Genomic DNA, 26,098 nt, shown 5'->3' with positions numbered 1-26,098 from the left:
CTCTATGAACAACGATTTTACTGCTCCACCCTGATTCTCGGAAGCAAAAAAAGGCCGGCTGTGTACCACCACAACCGACCCGGTATTGCTTCATTCCCCGCAATGATTTCTCATTTCAAGTACCACCTTGATCCGGGAAATAAATGTCCAATAGTTCTAACAGTCAGACAATCAAAATTATGCAAAAATCAGTACGTAACAAGCCGATCAACTGGCAAAAACTTATGCGCATCGGATTGCTCCAATGGATCATCGCCGCCTTGCTGGCCAGCGTCAGCTATGCAAAGGAAAGCTCGGCACAGTCTGTCCTGAGCAAGGATATGACGCTGCAGCTCAACGGCGTAACGCTCAAGGAAGCGTTGGGACAGATACAGGAAAAAGCTGAAGTGAAGTTTGTTTACAGCAGCCGCGTTTCACTTCAGAGTAAGATCAGGGTCAATTTTGAAAACCAGAAACTGTCAAAAGTGCTCGATCAGCTGCTGCTCCCGCGCGGCATCAGCTACAAGCTGATCAACGGGCAGATCGTTCTGGCGAGCTTACAGAGTAAAACCATGACGTCTATTGCCGAGCTGGAAAGCAGGTTGTACAGCCAGGTTTTACCGGAGGATATCAGCATCAGAGGGAAAGTGACCGGGGCCGATAATAAGGAAGGCCTTCCCGGCGTGAGTGTGGTTGTAAAGGGTACGCAGCGCGGTACTTCCACGGATGTAAACGGTGATTTTGAGATCACCGTTCCGAACGTGGAATCGGTGCTCGTGTTCAGTTTTGTGGGATATGCCAGCCAGGAAGTGGTGGTGGGCACGCAATCGTCGGTGAATGTGTCGCTGGCGGTGGATACAAAATCCCTGGAAGAAGTGGTGGTGATCGGATATGGTACTGCAAAAAAGGGCGATCTCTCAGCGGCTGTTTCCACAGTCCCTGATATGGCACAGATCAAAAACCGGCCGGTGCTGGATGTGGGTGGTATGATGCAGGGAAAAGTGGCCGGGGTAACAGCTGTTAATAACGGCGGTCACCCGAACCAGACTCCGAAAGTGACGATCCGCGGCGTAGGTTCGCGCGGGGATGAAAGTGTGCTGTATGTAGTGGACGGCGTGCCGAATGCGCCCTATAATCCTGCCGATATCGAATCGATCACTGTTTTGAAAGATGCGGCTTCTGCTGCGATCTACGGGGCATTCTCAGGATCTGCGGGTGTTATACTGATCACAACCAGACAGGCCGCGCAAGGAAAACCAAGTGTGGAATACAGCGGTTTTACCGGTTTGCAAAGTGCCTGGAAATTGCCGCAATCGCTGTCCGCAGCGGATGAGGCGCGGGTGTCGAACCTGGCTTATACCAACGCAGGATTATCTCCGCTCGACGGCTGGGATGCTACCAAAAATCCTTACGCACAGGTTACCAGGACAAACTGGATCGATGAAATTTTCCGGACATCGCGGATTGAAAGACATAATGTAAGTGTCAACGCAGGAACGGATAAATTCTCGACCTTACTTCAGGCACGTTATGAAAAGAATAACGGAACGCTGATCAACACTTATGCGCAAAATCTTTCGCTGCGTTTCAATGCGAGCTATAAGTTCAATGACAAAGTGAAATTGCGTCAGGAGCTGTTTTACAATAACAGCGACAGCCGCGGAACAGAAACGGAAAGTGGCTACAGCGGAACAATACTTTCGGCGATCTATATGCCGCGTTCGGCCACGGCCTATTACGAAGACGGCAGTTTCGGAGGGGTAGGGCCCAGGGATTCGCAATATCTGGGTATTCACGGGGATGCGATCAACCCGGTGGGAACGTTGCAGCGTTACCGTCCTTTCAACAAAGGCAATGACATTCTTTCGGTCACTGAACTGGGCCTGACTGACATTGTTATTCCCGGGTTAAATTTTATCTCGCGTTTTTCTTACCGTCAGAATACCTCGATGTATAAAAACTTTGAGCCTAAACGTACGGAACCTGGAAAACCTAATAACCAGAACACGCTTACATATGAAACCAACCGCGGTTTCCACTGGATCTGGGAGAATACCGCCAATTACAACCGCGTTTTTGGTAAACATAATATTGGCGCAATGGCGTCCATGACTGCGCAGGAAAACGGGAACCGTTATTTCAAAACAGCTGCAAGAGGTTTTGAGAATGAGGCAGACTGGTCGCAGTTTTTTGTAAATGCAACGATTTTTGATCAGAACCGTCCCGAAGATTCCCAATGGGAAGACCGGAATGCATCTTATGTGGGAAGGCTTTCTTACAGCTGGGCCGACAGGTATTTTGTAACAGGCAGCTACCGGTACGATATTGCCGGAAGGCTTGCCGCAGGCAACAGGGGCAAAGGCTTTCCGGGACTTACTGCTGCCTGGAAAATCAGCTCGGAGCCTTTCTTTGATATCAAGGCAGTTGATCTTTTCAAAATCCGGGCAAGCTGGGGGCGTATCGGTAACATCGGTTCTATCGGAAGGTACTACGGATATCCGAAGCTAACGGCCAACAGGACCTACCAGATCGGTGACGGCGCGCCAATCAGCAGCGCCTATTATGTTAACACACGGTTCAACCCCAATTTGTCATGGGAAACTTCCCAGCAAACAGATATCGGCTTTGACATCAGTGTCCTGAAAGAAAGGCTGACTTTGACCGGTGATTATTTTAACAAACTGACCTACGACCTGATCAAGCAGCAGGATACCGAATGGACCAATACCTTCGGTTATGGTGCTCCGTATATCAATCAGGGTAAAATCAGAAATACAGGGTTTGAACTATCCGCTTCGTGGAGAGACAAAATCGGTGAACTGGGATATGAGATCGGCGGAAACTTCGCCACGCTGAAAAACCGCGTTGACTATATTGATGAAAACCCCAACTCGGTTTGGATTCATACGGATGCCTGGAGAGGCATCCTGGTACCGTTCCGGTCTACCGTCGGACAGCCATTGTACTCGTACTGGCTGGTAAAAAATGACGGGATTTTCCAGACTAACGAGGAAGCGCAGGCTTATGTAAGTGCGAACGGAACCAGGATCCAGCCCAATGCAGTAGCAGGTGACCTGAAATTTGTAGATGAGAACGGCGACGGCAAAATCGATGACCTCGACCGCGTTTATATGGGCAATGCTTTCCCGAAAGTAACCTATGGGTTTACGGCAAATGCCAATTGGAAAAACTTTGATATGAGTGTTTTCTTTCAGGGAGTTGGGGGCGTGAAGCTTTTCAATGCTTTCAAACAGTCGACCCTGAACGGTGCGGAACAAGGCTATAACCGCTGGGATAAGATCCTGGACGCATGGTCGCCTACCAATACCGGTTCCGACATCCCGCGTATCGCGGCAAACGATCCGAACAGAAACTTCCAGACCAACTCGGACTGGTACCTTGAAAACGGAAATTACCTGCGCCTGAAAAACCTGATGATCGGGTATACATTCCCGAACTTACCGGCAAATATGAACCTGCGCGTTTACCTGAGCGGCGATAATCTGCTGACTTTTACAAAATACTCGGGAATGGATCCGGAAGTAGGCAAGGTCGGACTTGACGGCGGACAGTATCCGGTGTCGAGGGTGTATTCAGTCGGACTGCGGCTGAAATTCTGATCGCGGGAAATTTTGCTCAATTCTAAAATTTGAATGAACATGAAATTGCATATAAAATATATTTTCACAGCGGCGGTACTGGCTCTTTCTATGACCGGCTGCAGCGATGAGTGGGTTGATACCAAACCGAACGGAGAACCGACCACGGCATTTTTCTGGAAAAGTGAAGACGATGTGAACAAGGCCGTGGCTGCGATGTACGTGCCGATGTCTTACGAAAGTACGTGGGGAAGGAACCTGTTCTGGATGCAGAATGCGAGCGACGATGTGGTTACGGGCCGTGTTCGGGCGGAAAGTGACAATATCAAAAACTTCAATATTACCGGTCGCGAAAGTTCGATCGCCGGCTGCTGGACGGACCTTTATTTTATGATGAACAAGGCCAACCAGGTGATCGCAGGTATTCCTGCCTCGTCCGGTGTCTCCGAGGAAGTGAAGAACAGGGCACTGGGTGAAGCTTACTTTATCCGCGCTTTCTCTCATTTCTGGATAGCTTATTTGTGGGGGCACAAAGACCAGGGTGTGCCTTTTGATGGTCCTGAAAGTGCTGAATATGGCACGAGGATACCGCCACAGCTTCCGTCTGTGATGGATAATTATGCGCAGATCGTTTTGGATCTTCAGAAAGCTGCTGACCTTCTGCCATTGTTTTCTGCCTATGGTTCCGCAGACCAGGGCAGGGCGCATAAAGCGGCTGCATGGGGTTATCTGGTGAAAACCTATGCGTACATGGCGCAGTACGATGCTACCAAATGGGCATTGATCCCGGATCTCTGTGATAAAATAAAAACAGAAGGCGGCCGTGCGCTGATTACCGGTCAGGGAAGCGCAAAGGAGAATTACCAGGCTGTGTTTACGGTTGCCAATAACTGGGGGCCAGAATATATCTGGTCTGTGAACTCCGGGATCCAGGGCGGTTCGATCTTTCCGGGAGTTAGTCTTGAAAACAAAGGCTGGGGGATTTTCAACGGCTGGGGATATTTCCAACCGACCGAAGAATTGTATGATGCATACGAAGCCACTGATCCGCGCCGGGAGGTTACTATCCTTAAATTCGGAGATAAGTTCACCTATTTTGGCGTGGAGCGTTCCTACTATTCCACCAACAGCCTGTCGGGTTTCCAGATCCGTAAATACATGGAACCTTACAGCTACGGAAGCGACGAAAATCCCGGAACGAACCTGATGATCAACCAGAATGGCGATGGCCCGTCGACCAGGCTGAACCTGCCTCTGATGCGCTATGCCGAAATCCTGTTATTCAAGGCAGAAGCATTGATCCAGCAAGGAAAAAACACCGAAGCCGCAGCACCATTAAACGAAATCCGGGCAAGGGTAGGGCTAGCCCCAATCCAAAACCCCACAATGGCAACCCTGAAACACGAACGCCGCGTAGAGCTGGCCTGCGAGTGGACCGACCGTCTGGCCGACTTGAAACGCTGGGGCGACTACGATCAGATCAATGCGCCGCTGCACGGACGTATCCATACCAACAAAACCGATCCGGCTTCTGCTTACGAGGTAAAAGTGATATGGCCTGCAAGAAATTTCAGCGCTTCCAAATTGGCCTGGCCGATCAATCCGGACGAGGTTTCCCGAAGTAACGGGGCGTACAAGCAGACACCTGGCTGGTGATGTGCGTGTGAAAATTATTGAAAAACGAGGCCGTCCGGAAGATTTCCGGACGGCCTCGTTCATTTTTGAAATGGCCGGCAGCTATTCAACCACCACTATTTTACTATACTCCAATCCATTCTCTTTTTTTAATATTAAAATAAAAGAACCTGACTGATGGTCGGGCAGGATTACCTTTTCTTTGTGCATTCCTTTTCCGGTCAAGTGCTTTTTGTAAATGCTGGTTCCCTGGTTGTTTAAAACGCTGATCTGGGCTTCTTTACTTTTTTCGAGAAAAAACGAAACATCGAATTCTCCGGAACTGGGGTTAGGCGAGGTGAAAAGGGGACTTTCATTATTCATAACAATGTCATCCGTATAATTTTCGGATCCCACACGGGCTCCGCTCTGCACACAGACTTTTTTAGTTTTAAAATATCCCTGAGGCCCTCCGAAAATCTGAATGGTATTGTTGCCGGCTTTCAGACTGGTAACTAATGTCGCATCCTGATAATTTTCAGACCCGCCGGTATAGGCAAAATTCATAGTTTGATTTGCCCCGCCATTGACTTTCACACTTCCGACTACGGTAGTGTTACCTTCCCACCGGGCATAGTTGGCTTTCAGCTTGTACGAACCCGCAGAAGCAACATTAACTGTGTAAGTATAGTTTTCTGAAGTATTGCCGTACCCAGCGATAAACTCAGCACTGCATGCATTGACCTGCTGCTGCCCGCACTGGGTGTTTACGGTCACTGGAGCCACATTAAGAAAACAACCCAATTTAATTGTAGAGACATTGTACAGGTACGCACCCTGGGCTGCCGGCGCATTGATCTGCACTGATTTGCCGACCGAGCTGCCAACGATATTGGAGCCCGTCCAGCCGTAGCTGTTGATATGGTTGCAGCCCGAGCCAACACAATTGGCGGTCAACGTGATCGGCGCGCCGCATGTAGCCGGTGCAGGCGATGCGGTAGCGGTGATGGTAAAATTGCAATCGGTACAGGAAGTGGAACTCTGTATCCCGACCTGTGTCCAGGCATAAGATACCTGACGGGCAACGTCCGAGCATGCACCGTACAAGTCTATGCCGGCTTGTTCTGTCGCTTCCACGGCATCATAATAAGTGGAGTTCTGGTGCAGGTAAAATTGCAGTGCACGATAAACAATCCGTGCAGGTTTATTATAATCCAGCGGTGTCCCCGTCGGCCCGCCCGTACGCATAAACCAGTACCATTTGTTCATCACGCCGCTGTTTGTGTGAACGCCGCCATGATCATCTTGACTATTTGTTGGTACCCAGTCTGCTCCGAGGTATGTATCTGGTTGGGGCTGTCCACCCCATATAGGAAAACCCTGGCGAGGGTTTGACATGCTCCTTATCTGGTCTGCGTCTTCTCCTAATTCATAATTACCCTTTGCACCAAAAAGATAGAATTCCAAGGTCGTACCCATAATGTCGGAAATGGATTCATTTAAAGCACCTGGTTCGCCCTGATAGACCAAATTGGCCGTATTACTAATCACGGCGTGTGTATATTCGTGACCCAGTACGTCTGCACAAACGAGGCTATTATTAAGGGGGCTGCTGCCAAATCTGAGCATATCGCCAAAGCATTCTGCACCTACGCTATTCCAGCCGACCAAGATTTTTGGGTAGGAGCCGCCTCCGTTAATTCCGTTTCGTCCAAACAGAAGTTGATACATTTCATGGACTTTCTGACCAAGATAATGTGCAGTAGTTGCATTACTATTCGCGTTACTCCAGTTTGTTGTTGGGTTGAAAACATCGGGATTATTGTTCCAATTTCCTGAGCTATTTACATCAATTCGTGTATTAAGCTTGTTACCGTAGGCACTCAGTCTGTATTGGTTACCCACTATCTCAGTCTCGAACCCCAAATTGGCTTGCCCATTAAGATAACGGTTGTAGTTGGGAAGCATAACAGACGCAACCAACGGTTTATGTGCATCAGAGCAACTCCTAAACAGAGGAATCCTTTTCAGGATCTGCCCGTTTTGAGCATCCACAAACACTTGATAAGGGTGCGTGATTTTTTCGGATTTTAATTCAAAAACATAGGCAAGACGATAGCTTTCTTTCAAGAAGTTTTCATCTGTTCGAGTCAGGATCAGTTTGCCAATAGGCTTTTCCGTTTCACTGAAACTTTCAGATGTCAGTTTTTGATCTTCCATGGCAGCATTTAGTGCCGTCTGCATATCCACCTGAGCAACCACATTAATGTCCAATCCCGGGACGATACGTCCGTGGGCTACCTTCAATACATTGTCAGAGGAGTGAAGGCTGAACACACAGCCTTCGACCGGGATATTTTTGTAATGTAGCTGAAAAAGTTGATGCCGCATCCTGATCTGACTTTCGTTATCAGTTTCATTTTTGATCTCTCGTAGTATATAGGATTCGGAAATACCAAGATTGCTAGCATACCGACTGAAAAATGTTCCCGGCGCAACATTCGTGTTCTCTTTGAAATGAAGCCAGCCTCCATCCGTAATTTCTCTGAACAGCGAATTGAAAGTTTCATCATTATGAATCTTGTAGTTAGCCTGATATTGTGGCTGAGCGAGGCAGATGCTCATGATACTTGCAATGAAATAGTATGTGATTGTTTTTATTACAGTTTTCATGGGTATGTGTTAGTTAATTTTTTCGACTTTGTCTATTGAGAAATAGATTCCTGGGTACATGACGATGTTGGGATGGATGGTGTCTTCAAACACCTTCCCGGAAATCCGGTAGGAGTAGGTCATCTGGCTGGAATCCATGGTTACCAGGTCAGCTTTAAATCCTTCAATCTTGCTTAGCGATGTTTCGCAGGGGTGAAGGTGTCTAGATTTTGGGAATCTATCAGTCGGATAGCCCTTTTTTACAATAAAAGCCCAGTCGGCAAACTGGGGTGGCCCAGTTAGGCAGGCAGCCACATCTACAATATCTTCTCTGTACCTGTTATACTCCGGATAGCAGCAAGAAACATCCCTGCATTCAGGATCAGGCCTGTTCTTTTCGCAGCTGAGTGCGATGATGAGTGGGATGCACAGTGTTGAAAGTAGTAGTTGTTTTCTCATACAGCTGTTGATTAGTTCGCGGGTAATTTGATCTTTATCCGGTGAATTTTCTGGGCAAATGAGCAGGCGGCGGGGCGCGGATTATTTAATGGCAGGGACGCCGAGTAGAACTCGGGAATTGGTGGCACCGAGCGGAACTCGGCGCTAGCTGGCTAGGGTTAGTTTATCTTTTCGATCTTGTAGATGTATATTGAGTGTATTGGGTTTTCGGCAAACCTTGGATTTACATAATCTTCGAGAATCTTTCCAGATACTCTGTAAGAGTATTTTATAGAATCCGTTTTCGAAGTATCACTTTCAAAACCTCTGATTTTATCCAGACAGTTTTCACAGATAGCCGCACTATTCGAGTTTAATAGGCTATTAGAAGGATAATATTTGGCAAATGTTAGGCGGTATCCATTCAGGCTGGCGGGCACGTTTTCGATGTACTCTACAAACCTGTTATACTCCGGATGACAGCACGACGCATCCCTGCACTCAGGATCAGGCCTGTTCTTTTCGCAACTGAGTGCGATGATGAGTGCGATGCACAGTGTTGAAAGAAGAATTTGTTTTCTCATATAGCTGTTGATTGGTTCGCGGGTAATTTGATATTTATCCGGTGAATTTTCTGAGGAAATGAGCAGGCGGCGGGGCGCGGTTATTTAATGGTAGGGGGGCGAGTAGAACTCGGGGAATAGGTGGCACCGAGCGGAGCTCGGCGCTAGCTTGTTCGCAGTTTGTTCGGAAATGGACAGTTATTCTGCAGAGGGATTTTTACAACTTTTTGTAAATGAATGTATTGCTTTCTTGGTATAGAATTTATATTTACCAACTCAGGTATCCACGCAAAAAGCTTAAAAATCTTGATCAAAAACTACCTGGTAATCGCCTTCCGCAGCCTCCTCAAAAACAAAGTCTATTCCATCATCAACATCATGGGACTGGCGATCGGGCTGGCCTGCTTCATTTTTATCTCCCTTTATATCCTGGACGAGGTCAGTTATGACCGTTTTTACCCGAATGCTGAAAGGATTTTCAGGATCAATGCTGATATACGTTTTGGCGGGACCGACCTGAACCTCGCCCTCAGTTCCGATCCGCTGGGCCCTACGCTGAAAAAGGATTATCCCCAGGTGGAGCAGTACGTAAGACTATATACGATGGAAGGGGCGAAGCAAATAAAAAACGGGTCGGCGTTTGTTACAGAAAACAATGTATGTTATGCTGACTCCACTTTTTTCGAAGTTTTCAAATTGCCGGTACTCTACGGTAACGCCAGCACGGCGCTCAGCAGTCCGAAATCCATAGCGATCAGTGAAAAAGCGGCCCTCAAATATTTTAAGACCTCCGACGCCACCGGGAAAATCCTTACCATTGGTTCCAGCGAGCCGGTCGCATACAAGGTAACAGCAGTGTACCAGGACATTCCCGCCAATTCCCATTTCAAAAAGGACTTCCTGCTGCCGATGAGCGACCTTCGTTTTACACCCGGAAATTACCTGGCGAACAACTTTCATACATATATTTTACTGAAAGAGCAGGTGGATTATAAGCTATTTGAGAGAAATTTTGAAGGTCTCATTCTTAAATATATCCTTCCTCAGATCAATCATTTCATTGGTATCAATACCATGGCTAATTTTAAAAAGGCGGGGAACAGATATGAATATTCACTGATCCCCCTCACCGATATCCACCTGAAATCTGACAGGGCCGATGAGCTCGATGTTAATGGAAATATCCAGTACGTATACATTTTTTCGGTTGTCGCCCTGTTTATTCTGATTATCGCCTGCATCAATTTTATCAACCTTACCACGGCCCGTTCCGCCAACCGTTCCAAAGAGGTTGGGATCAAGAAAACCCTGGGATCGGAGCGTAGTTCCCTGATTATGCAGTTCATCACAGAGTCGACAGTTACAAGTTGTTTCGCCTTTGTTATTGCGTTGTTGATCGTCATTGTGCTGATACCTGTTTTCAATGACATTACAACGAAATCCTTTTCTGTGGGCGGGCTTTTTGGTTCAGGTATTCTGTTTTATCTGCTGCTTTTGCCAATCCTGGTCGGAGTTGCAGCGGGATACTATCCGGCCATTTTTCTGTCGTCATTTCAGCCCATAACAGCCATGAAAAGCAAGTTCGGGGGAGGGTATACGCGTAGCAACCTGAGGGATATTCTGGTCACCTTTCAGTTTGTGACCTCCCTGATACTGATCTGCGGAACGATGATTGTCTACCAGCAGCTTAATTACATTCAGACAAAAAATCTCGGTTTTTCGAAGGATCAGGTGCTTGTCGTGAACGGCACTGATGCGCTTGGAAATTCGACGGAGGTGTTCAAACGGCAGGTCGCAGGTATAGCTGGTGTTAAAAGTGCTTCCAACGCGGGTTTTTTACCTGTCGGCAATTCTTCCGGGGCAGGCCATATATTTTCGAAAGATCCTGTTATGGACGAGAAAAACGGTACGGTTATGCAGTTTTGGCGGGTGGATTATGACTATATCAAAACCATGGATATAAAGTTGCAGCAGGGGCGCGATTTTTCTGTAGCGTCGGGTGCAGCGGATTTCAACAAGGTCATTATCAACGAATCGACAGCCAGGATATTAGGATATGATAATCCTGTCGGCAAGAAAATATATTCCTACGATGGCGGTGCGCATGTAGAGGATATCGTCCCCTACGAGATCGTCGGGGTAGTCAGGAATTTTCATTTTGAATCGCTAAGGCATTCCGTAGGCCCGCTATGCATGATTTTGGGACACAGTAACTGGAAACTGGCTTTCCGCATTGACGGCAAAGATGCACCCGCCCTCCTCGGACAGATCGAAGCCAAATGGAAAGCGCTGACCCCGGAAATACCTTTCAGTTACAATTTTCTGGACGATTCGTTCGACCAGATGTACCGTTCCGAGCAAAGGGTCGGCAAAATAGCTCTGATCTTCGCGGCCCTTACCATGTTCATCGCCTGTCTGGGCCTGTTTGGACTGGTAACCTATATTTCGGAACAGAGAACCAAAGAAATCGGCGTCCGGAAAGTATTGGGTGCAAGCACTTTCAGTATTGTTAGGTTACTTTCGAATGATTTGCTGCGGCTGGTATTATTGTCCATACTGATCGCATTTCCACTGGCGTATTATTTTATGCAGAAGTGGCTTCAGGATTTTGCCTATGGCGTAAGTATTTCGTGGTGGGTATTTGCCTGGGCCGGTGTCGGGGCGTTGCTTGTGGCCTTCGGTACAGTGGGTTACAGGGCAATCAGCGCAGCTTTGACGAATCCGGTCACCAGCCTGCGGTCGGAGTAGGCGGGGAGGTACAGGGTGCTACTATCATCTATATTTCTGATACTATCTTTCACAAATTGGTGTAAAATCAATAGTTATACTATTTTTCATAAACAATAAATTTATGGGCAATGAAAGCTGTTGAATTTCACCTACCTCAGGATGTAGATAAGTCGTTTATTGTTTTTCGGGAGACCGGCGATTTCTTCCCCGCGCCCTGGCATTACCATGTCCATTACGAATTTGTACTGGTCACCAAAAGCACCGGGAGAAGGATGGTCGGCGACCATATCGGTTATTTCGGAGAAGAAGATCTTGTTTTTATGGGGTCGGTTTTGCCGCATGTCTGGGTCAATGATCCGATCTACCTCGAACGCCGGGCCGACCACAAGGCGGATGCACTCGTACTGCATTTTACGGATGATTTCCTGGGGGAAGATTTTATGAATATTCCGGAAATAGAGAATTTTAAAAAGGTGCTGAAACTGGCTGAACGGGGGATGGCGCTGCGTGGCGAGACGCGTACGAAGATCAATGCGCTGATCAAACAAATGCCTGAAATGAACGGACTTCAGAGGTTGTCTTCCTTGCTCCTGATCTTTGATATCATGTCAAATACAACGGAATATGACTTGCTGGCCAGCCCCAGATTTATTCAGAATTTCCACTATGGTTCTTCGGACCGTTTCAAGAAGATCACCGGATACATCATGCAGAATTTCGATAAAGATATCAGTCTTGCGGAAGTCGCTTCGGTGAGCAGCATGGGAGTTACAGCTTTCTGTAATTTTTTCAAAGAGCAGTTTCGTGTGACCTTCGTTGAATACCTCACCACTGTCCGCATCGGGCACGCCTGCAAGCTGCTTTCTCAGAATGACCGAAAAGTTGTTGAAGTGGCCTATGAGTGCGGCTTTACGAATCTCGCCAATTTCAACAGGCAGTTCAAAAAACTCAAAAGCATGACGCCAAGCGATTACCGGCGGACACTGAATATTTAAGATCGTTCAAAGTCAAGTTGCGCGATTTTGAAGGATAGTATCAGGAAGGGGCTTTGCCATTAAACGGATATTTTTGGAACAAACCGTTGATCTCACGGCTGAACTCCTCCATTAACAACGCCCATTTTTCGCTCTCGCCAGGTTGGTAACTATAAAAACCGGCACCGCTTTCCATGCCCAGCTGCTTGTTTCGGATCATTTCCGTGAAGAAATCCGGCGCGACAATGTCCCTGGCCAGTTCGGGGTTGAGATCTTTCATGACCATACCGTAGGCGTGCGTTCCCATTAAATCCATGTAACGGAGGTTTCCGGCAAACGGGAGGTAATATCCTGCATCATTTCTGCAAGCCCGGTCAATGTCCCCGATGTTGGCATAGCCATTCCCGACCAGATAAAAAGCTTCGCGGAGCATCGCAGCAAACAGCCGCATTCTGATCCCCGATTCCCCGCTGATCACATAAGGGTCTTTGAGCCAATTTTCGGCCGCGGTCTTACAAAAATAATCCGTGTAAGAACTGAGGGTTATTCCGTTTGCGATGATTTCCAGGAAATAGGTCGTGTCCGCAGGCTCGACCCAGTTGGCGCCCAGGATACGCTCCGGCGCTACTGTGTTTTCCTGTAGTTCGCTCAATGGGATCACCTCAGTGTTGATAGCGATCAGTGTTTCCTCAGGCAGGATAGCTTCAAGTTCTGCAATCACTTGTTGTTTTTCGGAAAGATCTTCGCCGGTCAGGGCGATTACCATCGAAAAATCTGACGCCACACGCAGGTGCGTGGTAATTTCAAGATTTTCAGGATCACATTTGGTAAGGGACGCGGTTGTATGCCGGGTAAAATACCGGCTGGCAGCTCCCGCATCGGAGGTGAGCAGTGTCACTTTTTGCCCCGCGCGCAGCAGGCAGAGGGCGATACTATAAGCCAGTTTGTTGCTTCCCGAAAGAAGAACAGGTTGTTGATGATTTCCCGTTTTGTTCATTTGTCAATAAATAGAAGTGCGGTTAATGTGGCAGGGACAGCTTTCGAAGCTGTCCGTTATCAGACGGGGAGCTTTACAATGCAGTCAATTTCGACGCGAATGTTTTCGGCAAGCACAGATTGAACAGTGGTCCTGGCTGGTTTGATACCCGGAAAATAGGTTGCATATACGGCATTGTAACGGTCAAATTCTTTGATATCGGCGAGGTGTGCGGTACATTTTACGACATGTTCCATCGATGCCCCGGCGGCTTCCACAATGGCCTTGATGTTGTCCAGTGTAAGCCGCGTTTCCTCTTCGATGGTGCCCAGTACGAATTGAGAGGTTTTGAAATCTACAGCCGCCTGGCCGCTTACAAATAAGAAACCGTCAACAACGATACCGTCGGAATACGCACCGGTGGCAAAGTCAGGGTTCCGGTCAGGGTGATTTACTTTTTTCATGATGAATTGTTAATTAAAATTTTAGTTGTTAAAAATAGATTTTCAGGCATTCAGGCCACCATCCATCAGGATATTCTCACCATTGATGTAAGCGCCTGCATCGGATGACAGTAGTACCACCAGGCCTTTGATGTCGTCCTGGTTGGCCATGCGCCTCAGCGGTACTTTTTTACAGTAATTATTTAAAAAGGCCTCATGCTGGTTGTTGAGCAGCCCGCCCGGACTGATGCAGTTGAACCGGATATTTTTACCTGCGTTCATCTGCACCATATACCGGCTCAGGTTAATGAGTCCGGCATTGTGAAAAAAGTAATCCGGCGGCAGATCGCCCATACCCGGCGCGCCCTCGTAATTGGAGAGATCGGGCCCGAACATACCCATCATTGAAGCAATGTTGATGACGCTGCCGCCACCGCTTTGTACGATCAGTTCAGTCATTTCCCGCAGCAGGTTCACCATGCCGGTCGCATTCACCTGCATCGATTCTTCAAATTGACTGATCGGCCCGTTATAGCCTTTCATGGGCCTTGATACTGCATTGTTGACAAATCCGTCCAGCCTGCCGAATGTCTCCATGATTCCTGATTTGAGAGCTTCGATAGATTCACTATCGCCCTGATCGGCCTGCATAGGACGTACGTCCAGACCTTTTTCAACAAAGAATGCAGCTGTTTTTTCGGCAGACGAAAGGTCCCTCGACGAGGTAATCACTGTGGCATCTGCTTCGGCCAATCCCTCTACAATACACTTGCCATAATTTCCCGAACCTCCGGTTACGAGAATGACTTTATTTTTTAGACTTAACAGTTCTTTGACGTTCATTTTTTTTGGGCTATCGGCTTTCGGCTTTCGTTTTTTTTTCTAATATTATGTCACCCCTCTGGGGTTTTGATTGTAATGTTTTGCCTGCTTGGTTATAATAATTTCAGCCCTTCGGGCTTTTTCTCCTAATTCAGCCCTGTCGGCTTTTTTGCTTTGGCTATAATAATTTCAGCCCTTCGGGCTTTTTCTCCTAATTCCGTCCTGTCGGCTTTTTTGCTTGTCGATAATAATTTCAGCCCTCTGGGCTTTTTCTCATAATTCAGCCCTGTCGGCTTTTTTGCTTGTCGATAATAATTTCAGCCCTTCGGGCTTTTTCTCGTAATTCAGCCCTGTCGGCTTTTTTGCTTGGCTATAATAATTTCAGCCCTTCGGGCTTTTTGTCCTAATTCCGTCCTGTCGGCCTTTTTGCTTTGGCTATAATAATTTCAGCCCTTCGGGCTTTTTCTCCTAATTCCGTCCTGTCGGCTTTTTTGCTTTGGTTATAATAATTTCAGCCCTTCGGGCTTTTTCTCGTAATTCAGCCCTGTCGGCTTTTTTGCTTGGCTATAATAATTTCAGCCCTTCGGGCTTTTTCTCCTAATTCCGTCCTGTCGGCTTTTTTGCTTTGGTTATAATAATTTCAGCCCTTCGGGCTTTTTCTCCTAATTCCGTCCTGCCGGCTTTTTTGCTTGGCTATAATAATTTCAGCCCTTCGGGCTTTTTCTCCTAATTCCGTCCTGTCGGCTTTTTTGCTTGGCTATAATAATTTCAGCTCTTCGGGCTTTTTCTCCTAATTCCGTCCTGTCGGCTTTTTTGCTTGGCTATAATAATTTCAGCTCTTCGGGCTTTTTCTCCTAATTCCGTCCTGTCGGCTTTTTTGCTTGTCGATAATAATTTCAGCCCTCTGGGCTTTTTCTCATAATTCAGCCCTGTCGGCTTTTTTGCTTGTCGATAATAATTTCAGCCCTTCGGGCTTTTTCTCAAAATTCCGTCCTGTCGGCTTTTTTGCTTTGGTTATAATAATTTCAGCCCTTCGGGCTTTTCTGTGTTCCCTTTCCTCCTTCCTCCCTTTCCTCCTTTCTCCCTTTCCTCCCTTTATTTCAAAAAAATCTCCCTCCCGCCTTGCTCCCTGCTTTCCTTTGCTGCAATGATAATTTTAATGATTCGCTCGGTTTTTTCGAATGCGAGGCGCGGTTTTCCTTCCTGTACAGACCTTACAAACTCGATGATATTGTCACGGAACATCGAATAGGAATTCCGGATATCGACCAGCTTCCAGCCTTGCTGGCCGAAAAGGGAGAGCTGGAATGTGCCGCTGATATCGGTAAAAAGATGGAAAGTGATTTCCGGGCCGTTGCGAAGTTTCAGGAGTACGATTTCCCTGTCGAGCTCGCCTACGTGACGTACCGAAGCAGGTTCAGGATCGTCCAGAATGCCGAACACAGCTTCCAGTAAATGCACACCGTACTTTTTCCAGTCCTTTTTACCTACTGCTGTTATAAGTTCAAGTTTCCCGAGCGTATGCAGTTCCTGCCGCGCGATCCGGCCCTCGTTGGCGTAGCGCATGGAGGAACATGACATGATGAACTTGCCTGCTGCCTGTTGGTCCGAAAACCATTGCAGGTCCTCGGTGGAGTAGGTGAGTGGTTTATCAATAAAAAGAGGAATACCCGCTTTGATAAAAGGTGCCGCCATTTCCCTGTGATTTTCCGGATCATCCCTAGCCAGGATTACCGCGTCGACCTCCGCAGCCATGTCTTCGAGACTCTCTGAGATAATGTCGATAGACGCCGCACGGGCAATACTTTTTGAAATTTCTTTGTCCTGCGACCAGACATGCGTCACCCGTGCGCCGGGGATTCCAAGCGTATCCCTGTTGGCCTGCAAGTAAGCTGCCACGGCCGGATAGCCCGTGCGCGTGATTTCGTCCGCATCAAAGTATCCATTGATAATTGCTGCCCAGGAATATGGATGCGCATTTCCCGGACTCATTCCTATTATGCCTATGTTGATCATTTTAAATTGGCTTTTAGCTGATGGCTTTTAGCTTTTAGCTGTTAGCTTTAACATTTTTGTTTGTTTTGTTGTTAACTACCTATTTTTACTTAGCCTCGTTTTTTTTTCAAATAACTGCTGAAAAGCCAACGGCTAAAAGCTGACAGCTAACAGCCAAAGACAGATCCTCACTTCAACCACCCCATCTTATCCCAATGCGGCAGGTTAAGGAATGCCGGGTCGGGATACACCAGTTCGCGGGCCTTTTTCAGCATTTTTTCGTCCATATATTGCCCATTAGCTGTGGCCAGGGCTTTGTACAGATACTCCAGTTTATCAATTCCGACAAGCACGGACGAGACCTCTTCGAAAGACAGTGCAAACTGGGTGGCCAGTGTCGGAAGGTCGGGAAACTGGTTGCCGATTAAAGTACTGTAACCTGCAATGTGGTTTTCCACCTCAGCCAGGGCGGGATGGAGATTTTTGCCCCGGTCACTCAGCAGTCCTTTTAACAATACCGAGCGTATCACCAGGCCGACACCGTTTTCGCGGGCTTTCCCAAAAAACTGGCCGTGACGCTGGTCCATCAGGTTAAATGGCAGCTGAATAATGTCCCAGTTACCGGTTTCAATGGCCAATTCTGTCTCCTCCGCTGAATAGGTGGACGCACCTGTGGCGCGGATTACTTTTTTTTCTTTTAGTCCGGCAAATGTATCGGCGATCACAGGGTTCCGGAGAATTTCCATATCCGCCTGATGCAGCATGAAAACATCCAGGTAGTTGGTATTTAGGGCGTTAAGGCTCTCCTGTAATGAACTTTCTATAAAATTCTTCAACATGTTATCAGGAAGGAGTTTTCCTTCCTGGCGGAAATGACGGCATTTCGTGGCCAGTACAATATCTTTCCGTTTGCCCGAAAAAGCTTTGCCCATAATGGCTTCGCTTTCGCCATAGAGCCGGGCCGTGTCGAAAAAATTAATCTTTTTGTCCAGGGCTTCATGCAGCAGGTAAACAGCATCTTTTTCCGACAGCATATCGTCCTTACTTTCAACACCGATCCCGTACGGCATGCCAATTTCGACCCCGCCAAAAGCGATTTCAGATACTTCGATCCCCGTATTTCCGAGTTGTCTTTTTTTCATTATAAAACGCTTTTTTGTTTGCCTGATCAGCGTTCCATGTAGGAATTCCGTGAGCCGGTGACCGACGATTTGTTAAATGCACTCACCAGGTCCTGACAATAATTTTTGACCCCGACCACGTCAGCGCCCATGCTGATAAACTGGTATCCCATAGCGATCAGCTCTTCAGCATTGCCCGGCCCGCCCACAGTTCCGGCGAACTTTCCGTGTTTGCGGGCTACCTCGGCCACTCTTTTCCTTGCGGCGATCAGCTCGGGATGGTCCCACACGCCCGGCGCGCCGATTCCCTGGCTAAAATCCCCCGGCCCGAAAAACAGCATATCATAACCATCCAGCGCGGCTATTTCTTCCAGTTCTTCCAAAGGCTCCGGGTCTTCGATCTGGAAAATGACAAACCGTTGCCGGTTGGCCTGCACGAGGTAATCGTTGAAATCCAGGGCAGTATAGGCACCGTCGGTATTGCCACCGTCAATGGGCCGCCTGCCGGTCGGGTGAAAGCGTGTCATATTGACGATGAGCTCAGCTTCTTGCAGATTCATGATGTGCGGCACCATGATCCCGGTGGCGTCCAGTTCGAGGGGGCGAACGAAGTCACTGTAACTGCCTTTGGGTACCCGCACCAGGATGTCGGTGTCGTGCGCTTTGGTAGCCCAGATGTTCGAAGCCAGTATGGACCAGTCCTGTCCGATGTGTTCCTGATCGGTCCAGACGCAATCGAACCCCGAAATCGCTGCGATTTCGGCGACCCTGGCATCAGCGAGGTTTATTTTAAAACAGCTCACGATCTCCCCAGCCCTTAATTTTTTCAGCACCCGGCTTTCACGCATTTTTATCATGGTATTTTTAATCAGATTGATATGTTTTCAACAGACTTCTTCTTCCTTGTTACTGTTTTTTGTTAATTCTCAGGATCGCATGGGCTGCAGCAGCGGCAACGTCGGCCCGGTCGGTATCACTGGTCAGCTGCTCCGCTTTCGTAAGCAGGGGTTCCAATAACGCTATATCCTCCTTTGTTCCTTTTTCAGCCAGCGCCGCGGCCATTTCGGATATTTCCCCTTTGGAAGCCGAAGTTTTATATTTAACAATTTCTGTATGGATCTGTCTGGCAGCCTGCGGCGGCAGGTTGGCGGGCACGTTTGTAAAAGCAGCACTCAGCAGGTAAATCCTCGCTGGTGAAGCCGCAGGTTCGGAAAGTGCTGCCTGCGTAAGCAATTCCCATTCTTTTTCCGACAGTCCTTTCAACTGGCGTAAGGCGTAGGCTGGAATGATCCTGTCAGCAGGTTCACCGGGTTTCTCGCCGATCATTTCCAAAAAACGGCTTGGCGCCATCTTGAGAGAATCTGTAGAAATAAAGGCCACGCTCCATTTGGTATACAGGGCCAGCGGTTTGACCGGGCTGTTCAGCGTATTTTCAGTCAAAACTTTCTCTTCCGGGCCGGGCGCGATCCTGAGTTTCGCCAAGGTTTCTGCGGCGTGGATGCGATCGGTCCCTAATGTATCGGTGAAAGCCGCCATGATCTTGTCCGTCCATATTTTTTTCTCTGCGTCGGAGGTAGCAGCTTGCGCCAGTACCCTCCATATCCCGATCCGGTAGGGAGATTTTGTTCCCGATTGTTTCTCTTCTTGCAGAAAAACATCTTTGACGCCCTCAGGGTGTCCCGCCCAGATGAGGTATTCTGCCGCATGCACTTTTACCCATTCGGCCTGCTCTGCCAGCACGTCCCGCAGCACTGCTACCGACTGTTGTTCCAGGCCAGACGATTCTTTTGATTCGGTATTTTGATTTGTACAGGCGCCAAGTGTCATTGCTAAATAACTGATTGTTAAACCGATTGTCCTAAATTTCATAGTTCCGGGGATAATGCTGTTGTATTACTTTGAAAGTTACCTCACCAGCTGGTCCAGCCGCCGTCGACCGCCAGGTCCTGGCCGGTGATGTATGACGCCGCTTCCGAAAGCAGAAACGCTACTGATCCCGCTATCTCCCGGGCCTGTCCTACGCGCCCCATGGGCGACTTGCCGGCCAGCCTTTCCACGAAAGCCGGATGGTTTTTTTGTACATCGGGGTTTGGGAAAGGACCCGGCGAAATGCAATTGCACCGCACATTGGATTTCCCCCAATGAACAGCCAGGTAACGGGTCATCTGCGTAATACCTGCTTTTCCCACACCATATTCCAAAGGGTTTTTATTCATTGGGTCAACGTAAACCTCAGGGTAAGGCGAAACCGATCCGTACATGCTCGAAAACAGCACGATACTGCCCCGGTTTTTCGCCGCCATCTGCCGGCCGATGGCGCGGGTGAGGATAAATGTGGCGGTAAGGCCACCATGATTTACTTCGTCAAAATCTCCGGCGGTAAGGTCTTCCATCTTTTTTGGAGTGGTGGCAGTGGTCAGGTTTACATAGCCGTCCGGGATACCGCGTCGGGCAATACTGGCGGCAACAAACTGTTCCGCGGCATCGGTGTCGCGGATATCCAGTGTGGCAAAGTCCACATTCGTCAGGTTTTTATTTTTGACAAAATCCTCTGCCCGGTCGCCCAGATCGACACAGAGCACGCTTGCGCCCATTTGCTGAAGAAGGATTACCGTGGCCTGCCCCAGGTATCCGGCACCGCCGAAAACCCAGATCTGTTTATCTTTTAAATTCAGTATGTCGGGAATAGAATCGGTCATCTTGAATGAATATATTGTAGCTGCTATAAGAACTTGCCGTTTTTCAGGATTTCTGCCCACTTGAGATAACCATCGGCAGTTAAATGCACGCCGTCCCAGGTCAGCTCTTTTTTCAGTTTTCCGGCTTCGTCCGTGAAATGGCTGTGGAGATCAATGAAAACAGTACTTCCGGCAGCGGCCAGTTTTTTCAATTCCATATTTACCTCCCTGATCGCCCCGTCCTTATTGCAATGATTGGGAAGCTTGTTGAAAGAATCATTGGTCGGTAGCATGGATTGTATGTAGATCTTCGTCGCCGGTGATTCTGTCCTGATCCTGCTTACAATCCTGCGACAGTTTTCAACCAGCACGGCTGCAGGTGTATTGCGTGCAAGGTCATTGATGCCGATCATCAGAAATACTTTGGCAGGTTTTCCGCCGGTAACTTCGTCCAGCCTTTCCAGCACGCCATAGCTGGTGTCGCCCGGGATGCCCCTGTTTTTGATGTGCCGGTTTCCCAGTAATTCATGCCATTCGGCCCAGAAGGTGATACTGTTCCCCAGAAATACAATGTCTTTGGACGAGTGGCGGAATGTGCGCATCAGGGCAACACGCGGCGCATACACCTCCGGTCGCACCATGCTGTCCCAGGCGGCTTGCTGGCTGCGTGCTTCGGCTGCGATCAGCCAGAAGGCCGCAAGTGCAATAAGCGCTCTGTGAAAACAAGTCCCCTTCATGAATGCTTTTTTCAATGGTCTAAAGATGCAAATGTGTTAAAAGCCAGTTTATTTTATCTCAATGATGCTTCCGGCAATATGCTGCGGGCCGCCTGGTATATTAAAATAGTAGCTGACCAATACCCTGTTTTTGTCCAGCTGTACTGCCCAGGGATAACCAAGGTCGCCGTTGCCGCCGTCGGTGCGCAATATAATTTCCGGAGCCGTCGCGAAATCTGTGCATTCTGCATTGAGGATACGTGCGCGTATGCCCAGCGGTTTGTGACGGTAACCATAGGAAATCAGCACGCGGTTATCGGGCAGGCGCAGGGCTTGCATCGGATGTCCCTGAAATCCCATTTTCTCCCATTGCGTAAATGTTTTGCCGCCATCGGTTGATCTTGCGATACACGCCTGGTCGTCCAGCCCGGCCGTTCTCAGGAAGGCTACCAGGTCTCCCTTAGGTGTTTCATATACGGAAGCTTCGTTGAAGGAAACTTTGTCGTCCACAGCAACCGGGGCGGAATAGGTCCAGGTCAGGCCTTTGTCGGAAGATATGAGCAAGTGGTTGGATGTTTTGTTAGGCGTTTCCCGGTCGGTGGCCGCCACTACCCAGAATATACGCCCGTCTTTGCCTTCGTACATGGCGCCGCGGTTGTAGGCAGGTACCATATTTCCCAGGGCAGTATGGTTAATTTCGGGCTTGATATGTGGCGGGTAAAGAGGGCCCTGCCATGACTTGGCACCATCCGTAGAGCGCATCACATAACCGCCCAGGAATACGGCGCCACTGGTTTCGAGATACGGTTTTTTGAGGTTAGGCATTCCGTCCGGACGCACAAATGCCCATCCATAACTTGCGCACAGCAGCGTGCCGTCTTTCAGTTGGAGCAGGCAGGGGTCCTGCGAACCCCCGAATGTGTGGGCGTATATCAGTTCCGGCTCCTTTGTCCAGGTTTTACCGTCTTTCGATTTCACAGCTACGAGGTAACTGTTCGGATCGACGTGGTTTGTACCTTTTTCACCAAAAACTTTTCGGTTGGGGGCGCGGCGGAAAGCCAGGAGTATTTCCCCGTTTTTCTTTTTGATGACCGAAGGAAAAGCGGAATGGAATTTGTCGTCATTGTAAATGATCACATCTTCGATCTTGCGAACTCCCGGTACACTGTCGGCGTGAACGGCGGTTTCCGTGGGGCGGGCCAGAAGGTTTGTCTGGACGCTGCCGGCAAAAAGAAGGGATACTAATACGGAGCCTGTTAAGCTGGTTAATTTCATGAGTTAAGGTATTCGGTTATAAGATTTAGAAACTGATTCTTGCAAATTCTATACTGGTCATGTCGGTATGGTCACCGGCGTAATAAAAGGCCAGCAGTTCCGACGCTCCAAGTTTTAAAAGGGCGGGGTGGCCGACCGAAAATGCGGCCATTTCGGCCCAGGCATCATTCATGCTGATTTGCCGGCTGTCCTGTTTGCCCAGATTACTTTTTTCGTATACCACCAGCGATTCTCCGTAAGTCCTGCCGCCGTCGCGGGTGGTGCGGACGGTGATGAAGGGTGAGGAAGTCCGGTCGATACAGATGGTGGCAATGCGCCCGTCGCCCAGGTCCGCCGGTTGCCCGGGCTGGCCATAGATTCCGGTATCGTACATGTCGCCCCAGGTTTTTCCGCCATCCTTGCTTTCTCTTGCATGGATATTGATATACGCTTCTTTTTTGCCGTCCAGTGTCCAGAAAAAATCGATCAGCGAGATGCCGTCGGCTAAAACTGCCGGCCGCTGGTCCCAGTAGTACATATCTTTTTCTTGCGTAACATTGACCATGTCGCCCCACGTTTTTCCACCATCGTAAGAAAAAACCATAGCCGACCGATGTATCCAGGGCGCAGGGTCCCGGTCATATTTGTTGATCTCGAACTGGCATACGATCGTACCGTCGGCCAGCAGAAGGGGAGGGCCTGTCAACGGTACGGGGCCGTCTGCACCGGGGATGAACATCAGCTCCGGTGCAGACCAGCTTTCGCCCTCATTGTCCGAGATACTGACAAATATCCGCGTGTCTTTCAGGCTTTCATTTTCCGGGTCGTAGTAGGGTACTGACATGTCGGAAGCGTCCATCCAGTTGGTCAGCATCATGACCCGTTTGCCGCCGAGCGACAGGAAATAGAGGATGCGGCTCAGGCCGGGTACTCCGTCGATAGCGGGTAGTCTTATGGGTTCAAAAGGCTCGGTCCAGGTTTGTCCTTCATCGTCCGACCAGGTCATCACTGCATGTTGAAACGCGCAGTCACCTTTGATCTCGGCTGCTTTGAAACCCGCGAGCCAGCGTCCGGAAGGCAGTATGGCCATGGCCGGAAACGTATTGCTCCGCAGGTCCTTATTTTGGGGGGATTTAGGAATAGTACCTCTGCTGACGATTTTCATAGTGTCCCGGCTTTTTTGTCAGCTTCCTTTTTGATCAGGTATAATAATCCTATGCAGAGGATCATCAGGATCGCGGCCGACTGGAAAATCCTGCCGAGATCCACGTGCATGTCACGCAGCAAGCCACCTGCGTAAACACTCAGCCCGCCGATGATACAGGCAAAGAGGTTGAGTATCCCATAGCCCGTGGCCCGGTAACGCGGATCGGCGCTCAGGCAAAGTATGGGCATAATATTGGTGTCGCAGAACATCCGTGTGAGTCCGTAAACCATGAACATCGTGATAGTCAGGGGTAGTATATCTGTGTAGCTTGCCACAAAAATGCAGGGCGCGGCGATTAACAGCCCGATCACCGGAATGTATATCTGGGCATCGGGATTGCGCCGGCCCCAGCGGTCGGTGAGGAAACCGCCCAGGATAACGCCCACAATGGAAGCAGGGTAGAGATAACCCGTTGCATATAACCCGGCCATTCCCTGCGAAAGTTTGAAATGTTCCTGATAATAAGTCGGGATCCATCCGGCCACCATCCATCCGATGATGCCCAGAAAAGCCCAGAAAACGATCAGCAGCAAAAAGGATTTTTCTGCAAAAAGGCTCTTGACGGCTTCGAAAAAATGCACCGGCGGTCCGGCTGGTTTCGCCTCAGTTTCCCGGCTTTTCGGAGCGTCTTTCAGGAAAACCAGCAGGACAAGCGAATAGACCACGCCAATCACCCCGAAAACGCTGAAAGAGGTGTTCCAGTCGTGCAGCTCGGCGATCCAGCCCCCCACGAATCCCATACTCTGGCCGACCATGATCCCGGCAATGTGGATGCCCGAGGCCAGTGAGCGGCTGGGCCCCTGGTGGTAATCGACGATCAGGGCCAGGGCGGCAGGAATGTAACAGGCCTCGCTGATGCCCATCAGGATCCTGGTAGCCAGCAGCTGTTCAAAAGTAGTGGCGTAGGCAGTGAGCCAGGTCACCGCCGACCATATAAAAAGGCTGACGATAATGACCCGGCTTCGGTTGAAATGATCTGCAAGAAATCCCGCAAAGGGACTCAGGATACCGTATACCCATAAAAACACCGAGGTCAGCAACCCGAACTGTGCGTCGGTCATAGGCATTGCCTGTACAATCGACGTGCGCATGGTGGTGATCATGGTACGGTCCAGGTAATTAAGGCAACCGACCACACATAACAAGGCCACAACGCGCCAGGCTCCTGAGGGTAACACATATTCGGCTTTCAATGGCGCTGTTTCGGTTGCAGACATAGGTTTTAATTCAATGGACTTTAATTACAATTAGTTTTTGGTGCTTAAACGGCTTACCGGTACCTGCGCGAGGTAAACGATTGCTTTGCCTTCATGGCTGGAATAATAGGCTACCCAAAGCTCCTTTTTATCGAGTATCAGGCCGGGATAGCTGCTGTCACCGTTGCTGGGCAGTTTGATGGTCTTCAGGATTTTTCCTTTCAGGTCCGTTACATGCAAGGCAGTGAAAGCGGTATTTTCTTCGTGCAGGCGCGAGCCGATGATGAGCTGATCTTTGCCGAGAAACTGAAAATTAGGTCCGCCCAGCCTTACGTCCATCTTATGATAAGTCCAGGTTTTGTAGGGAAAATCGCTTACCGCAAGCATACCCATCTTGTCGTCGGTTTCTCTCCGGACGAGAATGTACATTTTGTCGTTTTTGTCAAACCGGATGGTGGATTCGTTCGGACTTCCATCAATATTGATCCCGGGCACTTTTTCGTAATGTTTGCCGTCCTTCGTGCTCAGGAGCTGTGCATACATTGTCCTGACCCGCTTTCCTTCCACCGTTTTATAATCGGCCGTGTACATGATACCGTAGCCGGTACCTTTGTGCCAGGTCACCCGCCAGATCCAGTCAAGGGTGGGTGTGATGTCGCTGCCGAAAGTTGTTTTTTCGGGCTGGGAAAATGTTGTCCCCGAGGCGTCCGAGAAAGAAACATAAGGCGCGAGCGTCAGGTATTTGCCGTCTTTGAAAATGCCCGCCGCAACGATCGCCATCAGGGTTCCGTCGGGTCTTTCCGATAGCCGGGCTTCCCGTACATCCTCGGCGTCCATATCAAAAAGCGCTACCGATTCCCAGTCCTTCCTGTTTTTGGACCTGACGATCCTTACTTTTCCATTGTTTTCGTTCCCGACATGGTTTGCCCCTTCGCGGAATGTGATATAGAAATAACCTTTGAACCTCACAAGATCAGGAAATGCATTGTGGTTTTCCTTGTCCCAGACCCTCGTGACCGTGATCGAATCACCTGGGAGCTTGGTGCCGGCCTGGGCCAGGAAAAAACCTGACAGCAGGAGCATCAATATGAACCATTTTATTTTTAACATGTGTCGGTGGGATTGGTGGTTGAAAATTTAG

General features: G+C 49.0%; 20 protein-coding genes. 4 read left to right on the top strand and 16 right to left on the bottom strand.

Annotated elements, in window-relative coordinates:
* The first annotated feature begins 179 nt into the window (after positions 1-179).
* Positions 180-3,599: a TonB-dependent receptor gene (locus FBF61_RS02920; protein ID WP_205748214.1), complete on the top strand. Its 3,420-nt coding sequence runs from the start codon at positions 180-182 to the stop codon at positions 3,597-3,599.
* Positions 3,600-3,638: 39 nt separating this feature from the next.
* Positions 3,639-5,234 carry a RagB/SusD family nutrient uptake outer membrane protein gene (locus FBF61_RS02915; RefSeq protein ID WP_138475660.1) on the top strand — a complete coding sequence of 532 codons (1,596 nt, stop codon included), beginning with the start codon at positions 3,639-3,641 and terminating at the stop codon, positions 5,232-5,234.
* Between the two features lie 81 nt (positions 5,235-5,315).
* On the opposite strand, the gene FBF61_RS02910 is transcribed toward FBF61_RS02915, so the two are convergent.
* The 3 genes from FBF61_RS02910 to FBF61_RS02900 form a co-directional block, all read right to left on the bottom strand.
* Positions 5,316-7,865 carry a M4 family metallopeptidase gene (locus FBF61_RS02910; protein ID WP_138475659.1) on the bottom strand — a complete coding sequence of 850 codons (2,550 nt, stop codon included), beginning with the start codon at positions 7,863-7,865 and terminating at the stop codon, positions 5,316-5,318.
* Between the two features lie 9 nt (positions 7,866-7,874).
* Positions 7,875-8,303 (bottom strand): hypothetical protein, encoded by a 429-nt coding sequence (locus FBF61_RS02905; RefSeq protein WP_138475658.1) that lies wholly within the window; start codon positions 8,301-8,303, stop codon positions 7,875-7,877.
* A gap of 158 nt (positions 8,304-8,461) precedes the next feature.
* Positions 8,462-8,866, bottom strand: coding sequence for a hypothetical protein (locus FBF61_RS02900; RefSeq protein WP_138475657.1), 405 nt, complete (start codon positions 8,864-8,866; stop codon positions 8,462-8,464).
* 285 nt (positions 8,867-9,151) lie between these two features.
* On the opposite strand from FBF61_RS02900, the gene FBF61_RS02895 reads away from it, so the two are divergent.
* Together FBF61_RS02895 and FBF61_RS02890 are read left to right on the top strand one after the other, a co-directional pair.
* Positions 9,152-11,593, top strand: a complete 2,442-nt coding sequence (locus FBF61_RS02895; protein WP_138475656.1) for an ABC transporter permease — start codon at positions 9,152-9,154, stop codon at positions 11,591-11,593.
* A 110-nt stretch (positions 11,594-11,703) separates the two neighbouring features.
* Positions 11,704-12,570 (top strand): AraC family transcriptional regulator, encoded by an 867-nt coding sequence (locus FBF61_RS02890; RefSeq protein WP_138475655.1) that lies wholly within the window; start codon positions 11,704-11,706, stop codon positions 12,568-12,570.
* 40 nt (positions 12,571-12,610) lie between these two features.
* Here the strand turns inward: FBF61_RS02890 and FBF61_RS02885 are convergent, their stop codons facing one another.
* The 13 genes from FBF61_RS02885 to FBF61_RS02825 all read right to left on the bottom strand — a co-directional run bounded on the left by FBF61_RS02885 (position 12,611) and on the right by FBF61_RS02825 (position 26,067).
* A complete protein-coding gene (locus tag FBF61_RS02885) occupies positions 12,611-13,546 on the bottom strand; it encodes a 3-hydroxyacyl-CoA dehydrogenase family protein (protein ID WP_138475654.1) in 936 nt (311 codons plus the stop codon).
* A gap of 59 nt (positions 13,547-13,605) precedes the next feature.
* Entirely contained in the window at positions 13,606-13,989 is a 384-nt protein-coding gene (locus tag FBF61_RS02880; protein WP_138475653.1) for a RidA family protein, read from the bottom strand.
* A gap of 42 nt (positions 13,990-14,031) precedes the next feature.
* A complete protein-coding gene (locus tag FBF61_RS02875) occupies positions 14,032-14,811 on the bottom strand; it encodes an SDR family oxidoreductase (protein WP_138475652.1) in 780 nt (259 codons plus the stop codon).
* Between the two features lie 1,074 nt (positions 14,812-15,885).
* Complete coding sequence (locus tag FBF61_RS02870) at positions 15,886-16,806, bottom strand: Gfo/Idh/MocA family oxidoreductase (protein WP_138475651.1); 921 nt, start codon at positions 16,804-16,806, stop codon at positions 15,886-15,888.
* 167 nt (positions 16,807-16,973) lie between these two features.
* Positions 16,974-17,927 carry an aldo/keto reductase gene (locus FBF61_RS02865; protein ID WP_229214893.1) on the bottom strand — a complete coding sequence of 318 codons (954 nt, stop codon included), beginning with the start codon at positions 17,925-17,927 and terminating at the stop codon, positions 16,974-16,976.
* Between the two features lie 26 nt (positions 17,928-17,953).
* Entirely contained in the window at positions 17,954-18,754 is an 801-nt protein-coding gene (locus tag FBF61_RS02860) for an HpcH/HpaI aldolase family protein (RefSeq protein ID WP_229214892.1), read from the bottom strand.
* Positions 18,755-18,812: 58 nt separating this feature from the next.
* Positions 18,813-19,775, bottom strand: coding sequence for a hypothetical protein (locus tag FBF61_RS02855; protein ID WP_138475650.1), 963 nt, complete (start codon positions 19,773-19,775; stop codon positions 18,813-18,815).
* Positions 19,776-19,816: 41 nt separating this feature from the next.
* Positions 19,817-20,605, bottom strand: a complete 789-nt coding sequence (locus FBF61_RS02850) for an SDR family oxidoreductase (RefSeq protein WP_138475649.1) — start codon at positions 20,603-20,605, stop codon at positions 19,817-19,819.
* A 23-nt stretch (positions 20,606-20,628) separates the two neighbouring features.
* Positions 20,629-21,321 (bottom strand): GDSL-type esterase/lipase family protein, encoded by a 693-nt coding sequence (locus tag FBF61_RS02845; RefSeq protein ID WP_138475648.1) that lies wholly within the window; start codon positions 21,319-21,321, stop codon positions 20,629-20,631.
* A 48-nt stretch (positions 21,322-21,369) separates the two neighbouring features.
* Positions 21,370-22,575, bottom strand: coding sequence for a sialidase family protein (locus FBF61_RS02840; protein ID WP_138475647.1), 1,206 nt, complete (start codon positions 22,573-22,575; stop codon positions 21,370-21,372).
* 25 nt (positions 22,576-22,600) lie between these two features.
* Complete coding sequence (locus tag FBF61_RS02835) at positions 22,601-23,719, bottom strand: sialidase family protein (protein WP_138475646.1); 1,119 nt, start codon at positions 23,717-23,719, stop codon at positions 22,601-22,603.
* Positions 23,716-24,978: a spinster family MFS transporter gene (locus tag FBF61_RS02830; RefSeq protein WP_138475645.1), complete on the bottom strand. Its 1,263-nt coding sequence runs from the start codon at positions 24,976-24,978 to the stop codon at positions 23,716-23,718. The genes FBF61_RS02835 and FBF61_RS02830 overlap by 4 nt, the downstream gene beginning before the upstream one ends.
* A gap of 30 nt (positions 24,979-25,008) precedes the next feature.
* On the bottom strand, positions 25,009-26,067 hold the full coding sequence (locus FBF61_RS02825) for an exo-alpha-sialidase (protein ID WP_138475644.1): 1,059 nt from the start codon (positions 26,065-26,067) through the stop codon (positions 25,009-25,011).
* Positions 26,068-26,098: the final 31 nt, after the last annotated feature.

It is taken from the genome of Dyadobacter bucti (genome assembly GCF_005869225.1).
In the GTDB taxonomy this organism is placed as follows: domain Bacteria; phylum Bacteroidota; class Bacteroidia; order Cytophagales; family Spirosomataceae; genus Dyadobacter; species Dyadobacter bucti.
The sequence above is the reverse complement of the archived record's forward strand: the minus strand, read 5'-3'. Positions and strand labels throughout refer to the sequence as shown.

What these genes read in the sequence shown, in the direction of transcription:
- FBF61_RS02865 (WP_229214893.1), bottom strand. Translation starts at nt 17,927, where the DNA reads ATGAAAAAAAGACAACTCGGAAATACGGGGATCGAAGTATCTGAAATC.
- FBF61_RS02860 (WP_229214892.1), bottom strand. Translation starts at nt 18,754, where the DNA reads ATGCGTGAAAGCCGGGTGCTGAAAAAATTAAGGGCTGGGGAGATCGTG.
- FBF61_RS02835 (WP_138475646.1), bottom strand. Translation starts at nt 23,719, where the DNA reads ATGAAAATCGTCAGCAGAGGTACTATTCCTAAATCCCCCCAAAATAAG.
- FBF61_RS02825 (WP_138475644.1), bottom strand. Translation starts at nt 26,067, where the DNA reads ATGTTAAAAATAAAATGGTTCATATTGATGCTCCTGCTGTCAGGTTTT.
- FBF61_RS02845 (WP_138475648.1), bottom strand. Translation starts at nt 21,321, where the DNA reads ATGAAGGGGACTTGTTTTCACAGAGCGCTTATTGCACTTGCGGCCTTC.
- FBF61_RS02920 (WP_205748214.1), top strand. Translation starts at nt 180, where the DNA reads ATGCAAAAATCAGTACGTAACAAGCCGATCAACTGGCAAAAACTTATG.
- FBF61_RS02915 (WP_138475660.1), top strand. Translation starts at nt 3,639, where the DNA reads ATGAAATTGCATATAAAATATATTTTCACAGCGGCGGTACTGGCTCTT.
- FBF61_RS02840 (WP_138475647.1), bottom strand. Translation starts at nt 22,575, where the DNA reads ATGAAATTAACCAGCTTAACAGGCTCCGTATTAGTATCCCTTCTTTTT.
- FBF61_RS02890 (WP_138475655.1), top strand. Translation starts at nt 11,704, where the DNA reads ATGAAAGCTGTTGAATTTCACCTACCTCAGGATGTAGATAAGTCGTTT.
- FBF61_RS02900 (WP_138475657.1), bottom strand. Translation starts at nt 8,866, where the DNA reads ATGAGAAAACAAATTCTTCTTTCAACACTGTGCATCGCACTCATCATC.
- FBF61_RS02850 (WP_138475649.1), bottom strand. Translation starts at nt 20,605, where the DNA reads ATGACCGATTCTATTCCCGACATACTGAATTTAAAAGATAAACAGATC.
- FBF61_RS02870 (WP_138475651.1), bottom strand. Translation starts at nt 16,806, where the DNA reads ATGATCAACATAGGCATAATAGGAATGAGTCCGGGAAATGCGCATCCA.
- FBF61_RS02830 (WP_138475645.1), bottom strand. Translation starts at nt 24,978, where the DNA reads ATGTCTGCAACCGAAACAGCGCCATTGAAAGCCGAATATGTGTTACCC.
- FBF61_RS02885 (WP_138475654.1), bottom strand. Translation starts at nt 13,546, where the DNA reads ATGAACAAAACGGGAAATCATCAACAACCTGTTCTTCTTTCGGGAAGC.
- FBF61_RS02905 (WP_138475658.1), bottom strand. Translation starts at nt 8,303, where the DNA reads ATGAGAAAACAACTACTACTTTCAACACTGTGCATCCCACTCATCATC.
- FBF61_RS02910 (WP_138475659.1), bottom strand. Translation starts at nt 7,865, where the DNA reads ATGAAAACTGTAATAAAAACAATCACATACTATTTCATTGCAAGTATC.
- FBF61_RS02855 (WP_138475650.1), bottom strand. Translation starts at nt 19,775, where the DNA reads ATGAAATTTAGGACAATCGGTTTAACAATCAGTTATTTAGCAATGACA.
- FBF61_RS02880 (WP_138475653.1), bottom strand. Translation starts at nt 13,989, where the DNA reads ATGAAAAAAGTAAATCACCCTGACCGGAACCCTGACTTTGCCACCGGT.
- FBF61_RS02875 (WP_138475652.1), bottom strand. Translation starts at nt 14,811, where the DNA reads ATGAACGTCAAAGAACTGTTAAGTCTAAAAAATAAAGTCATTCTCGTA.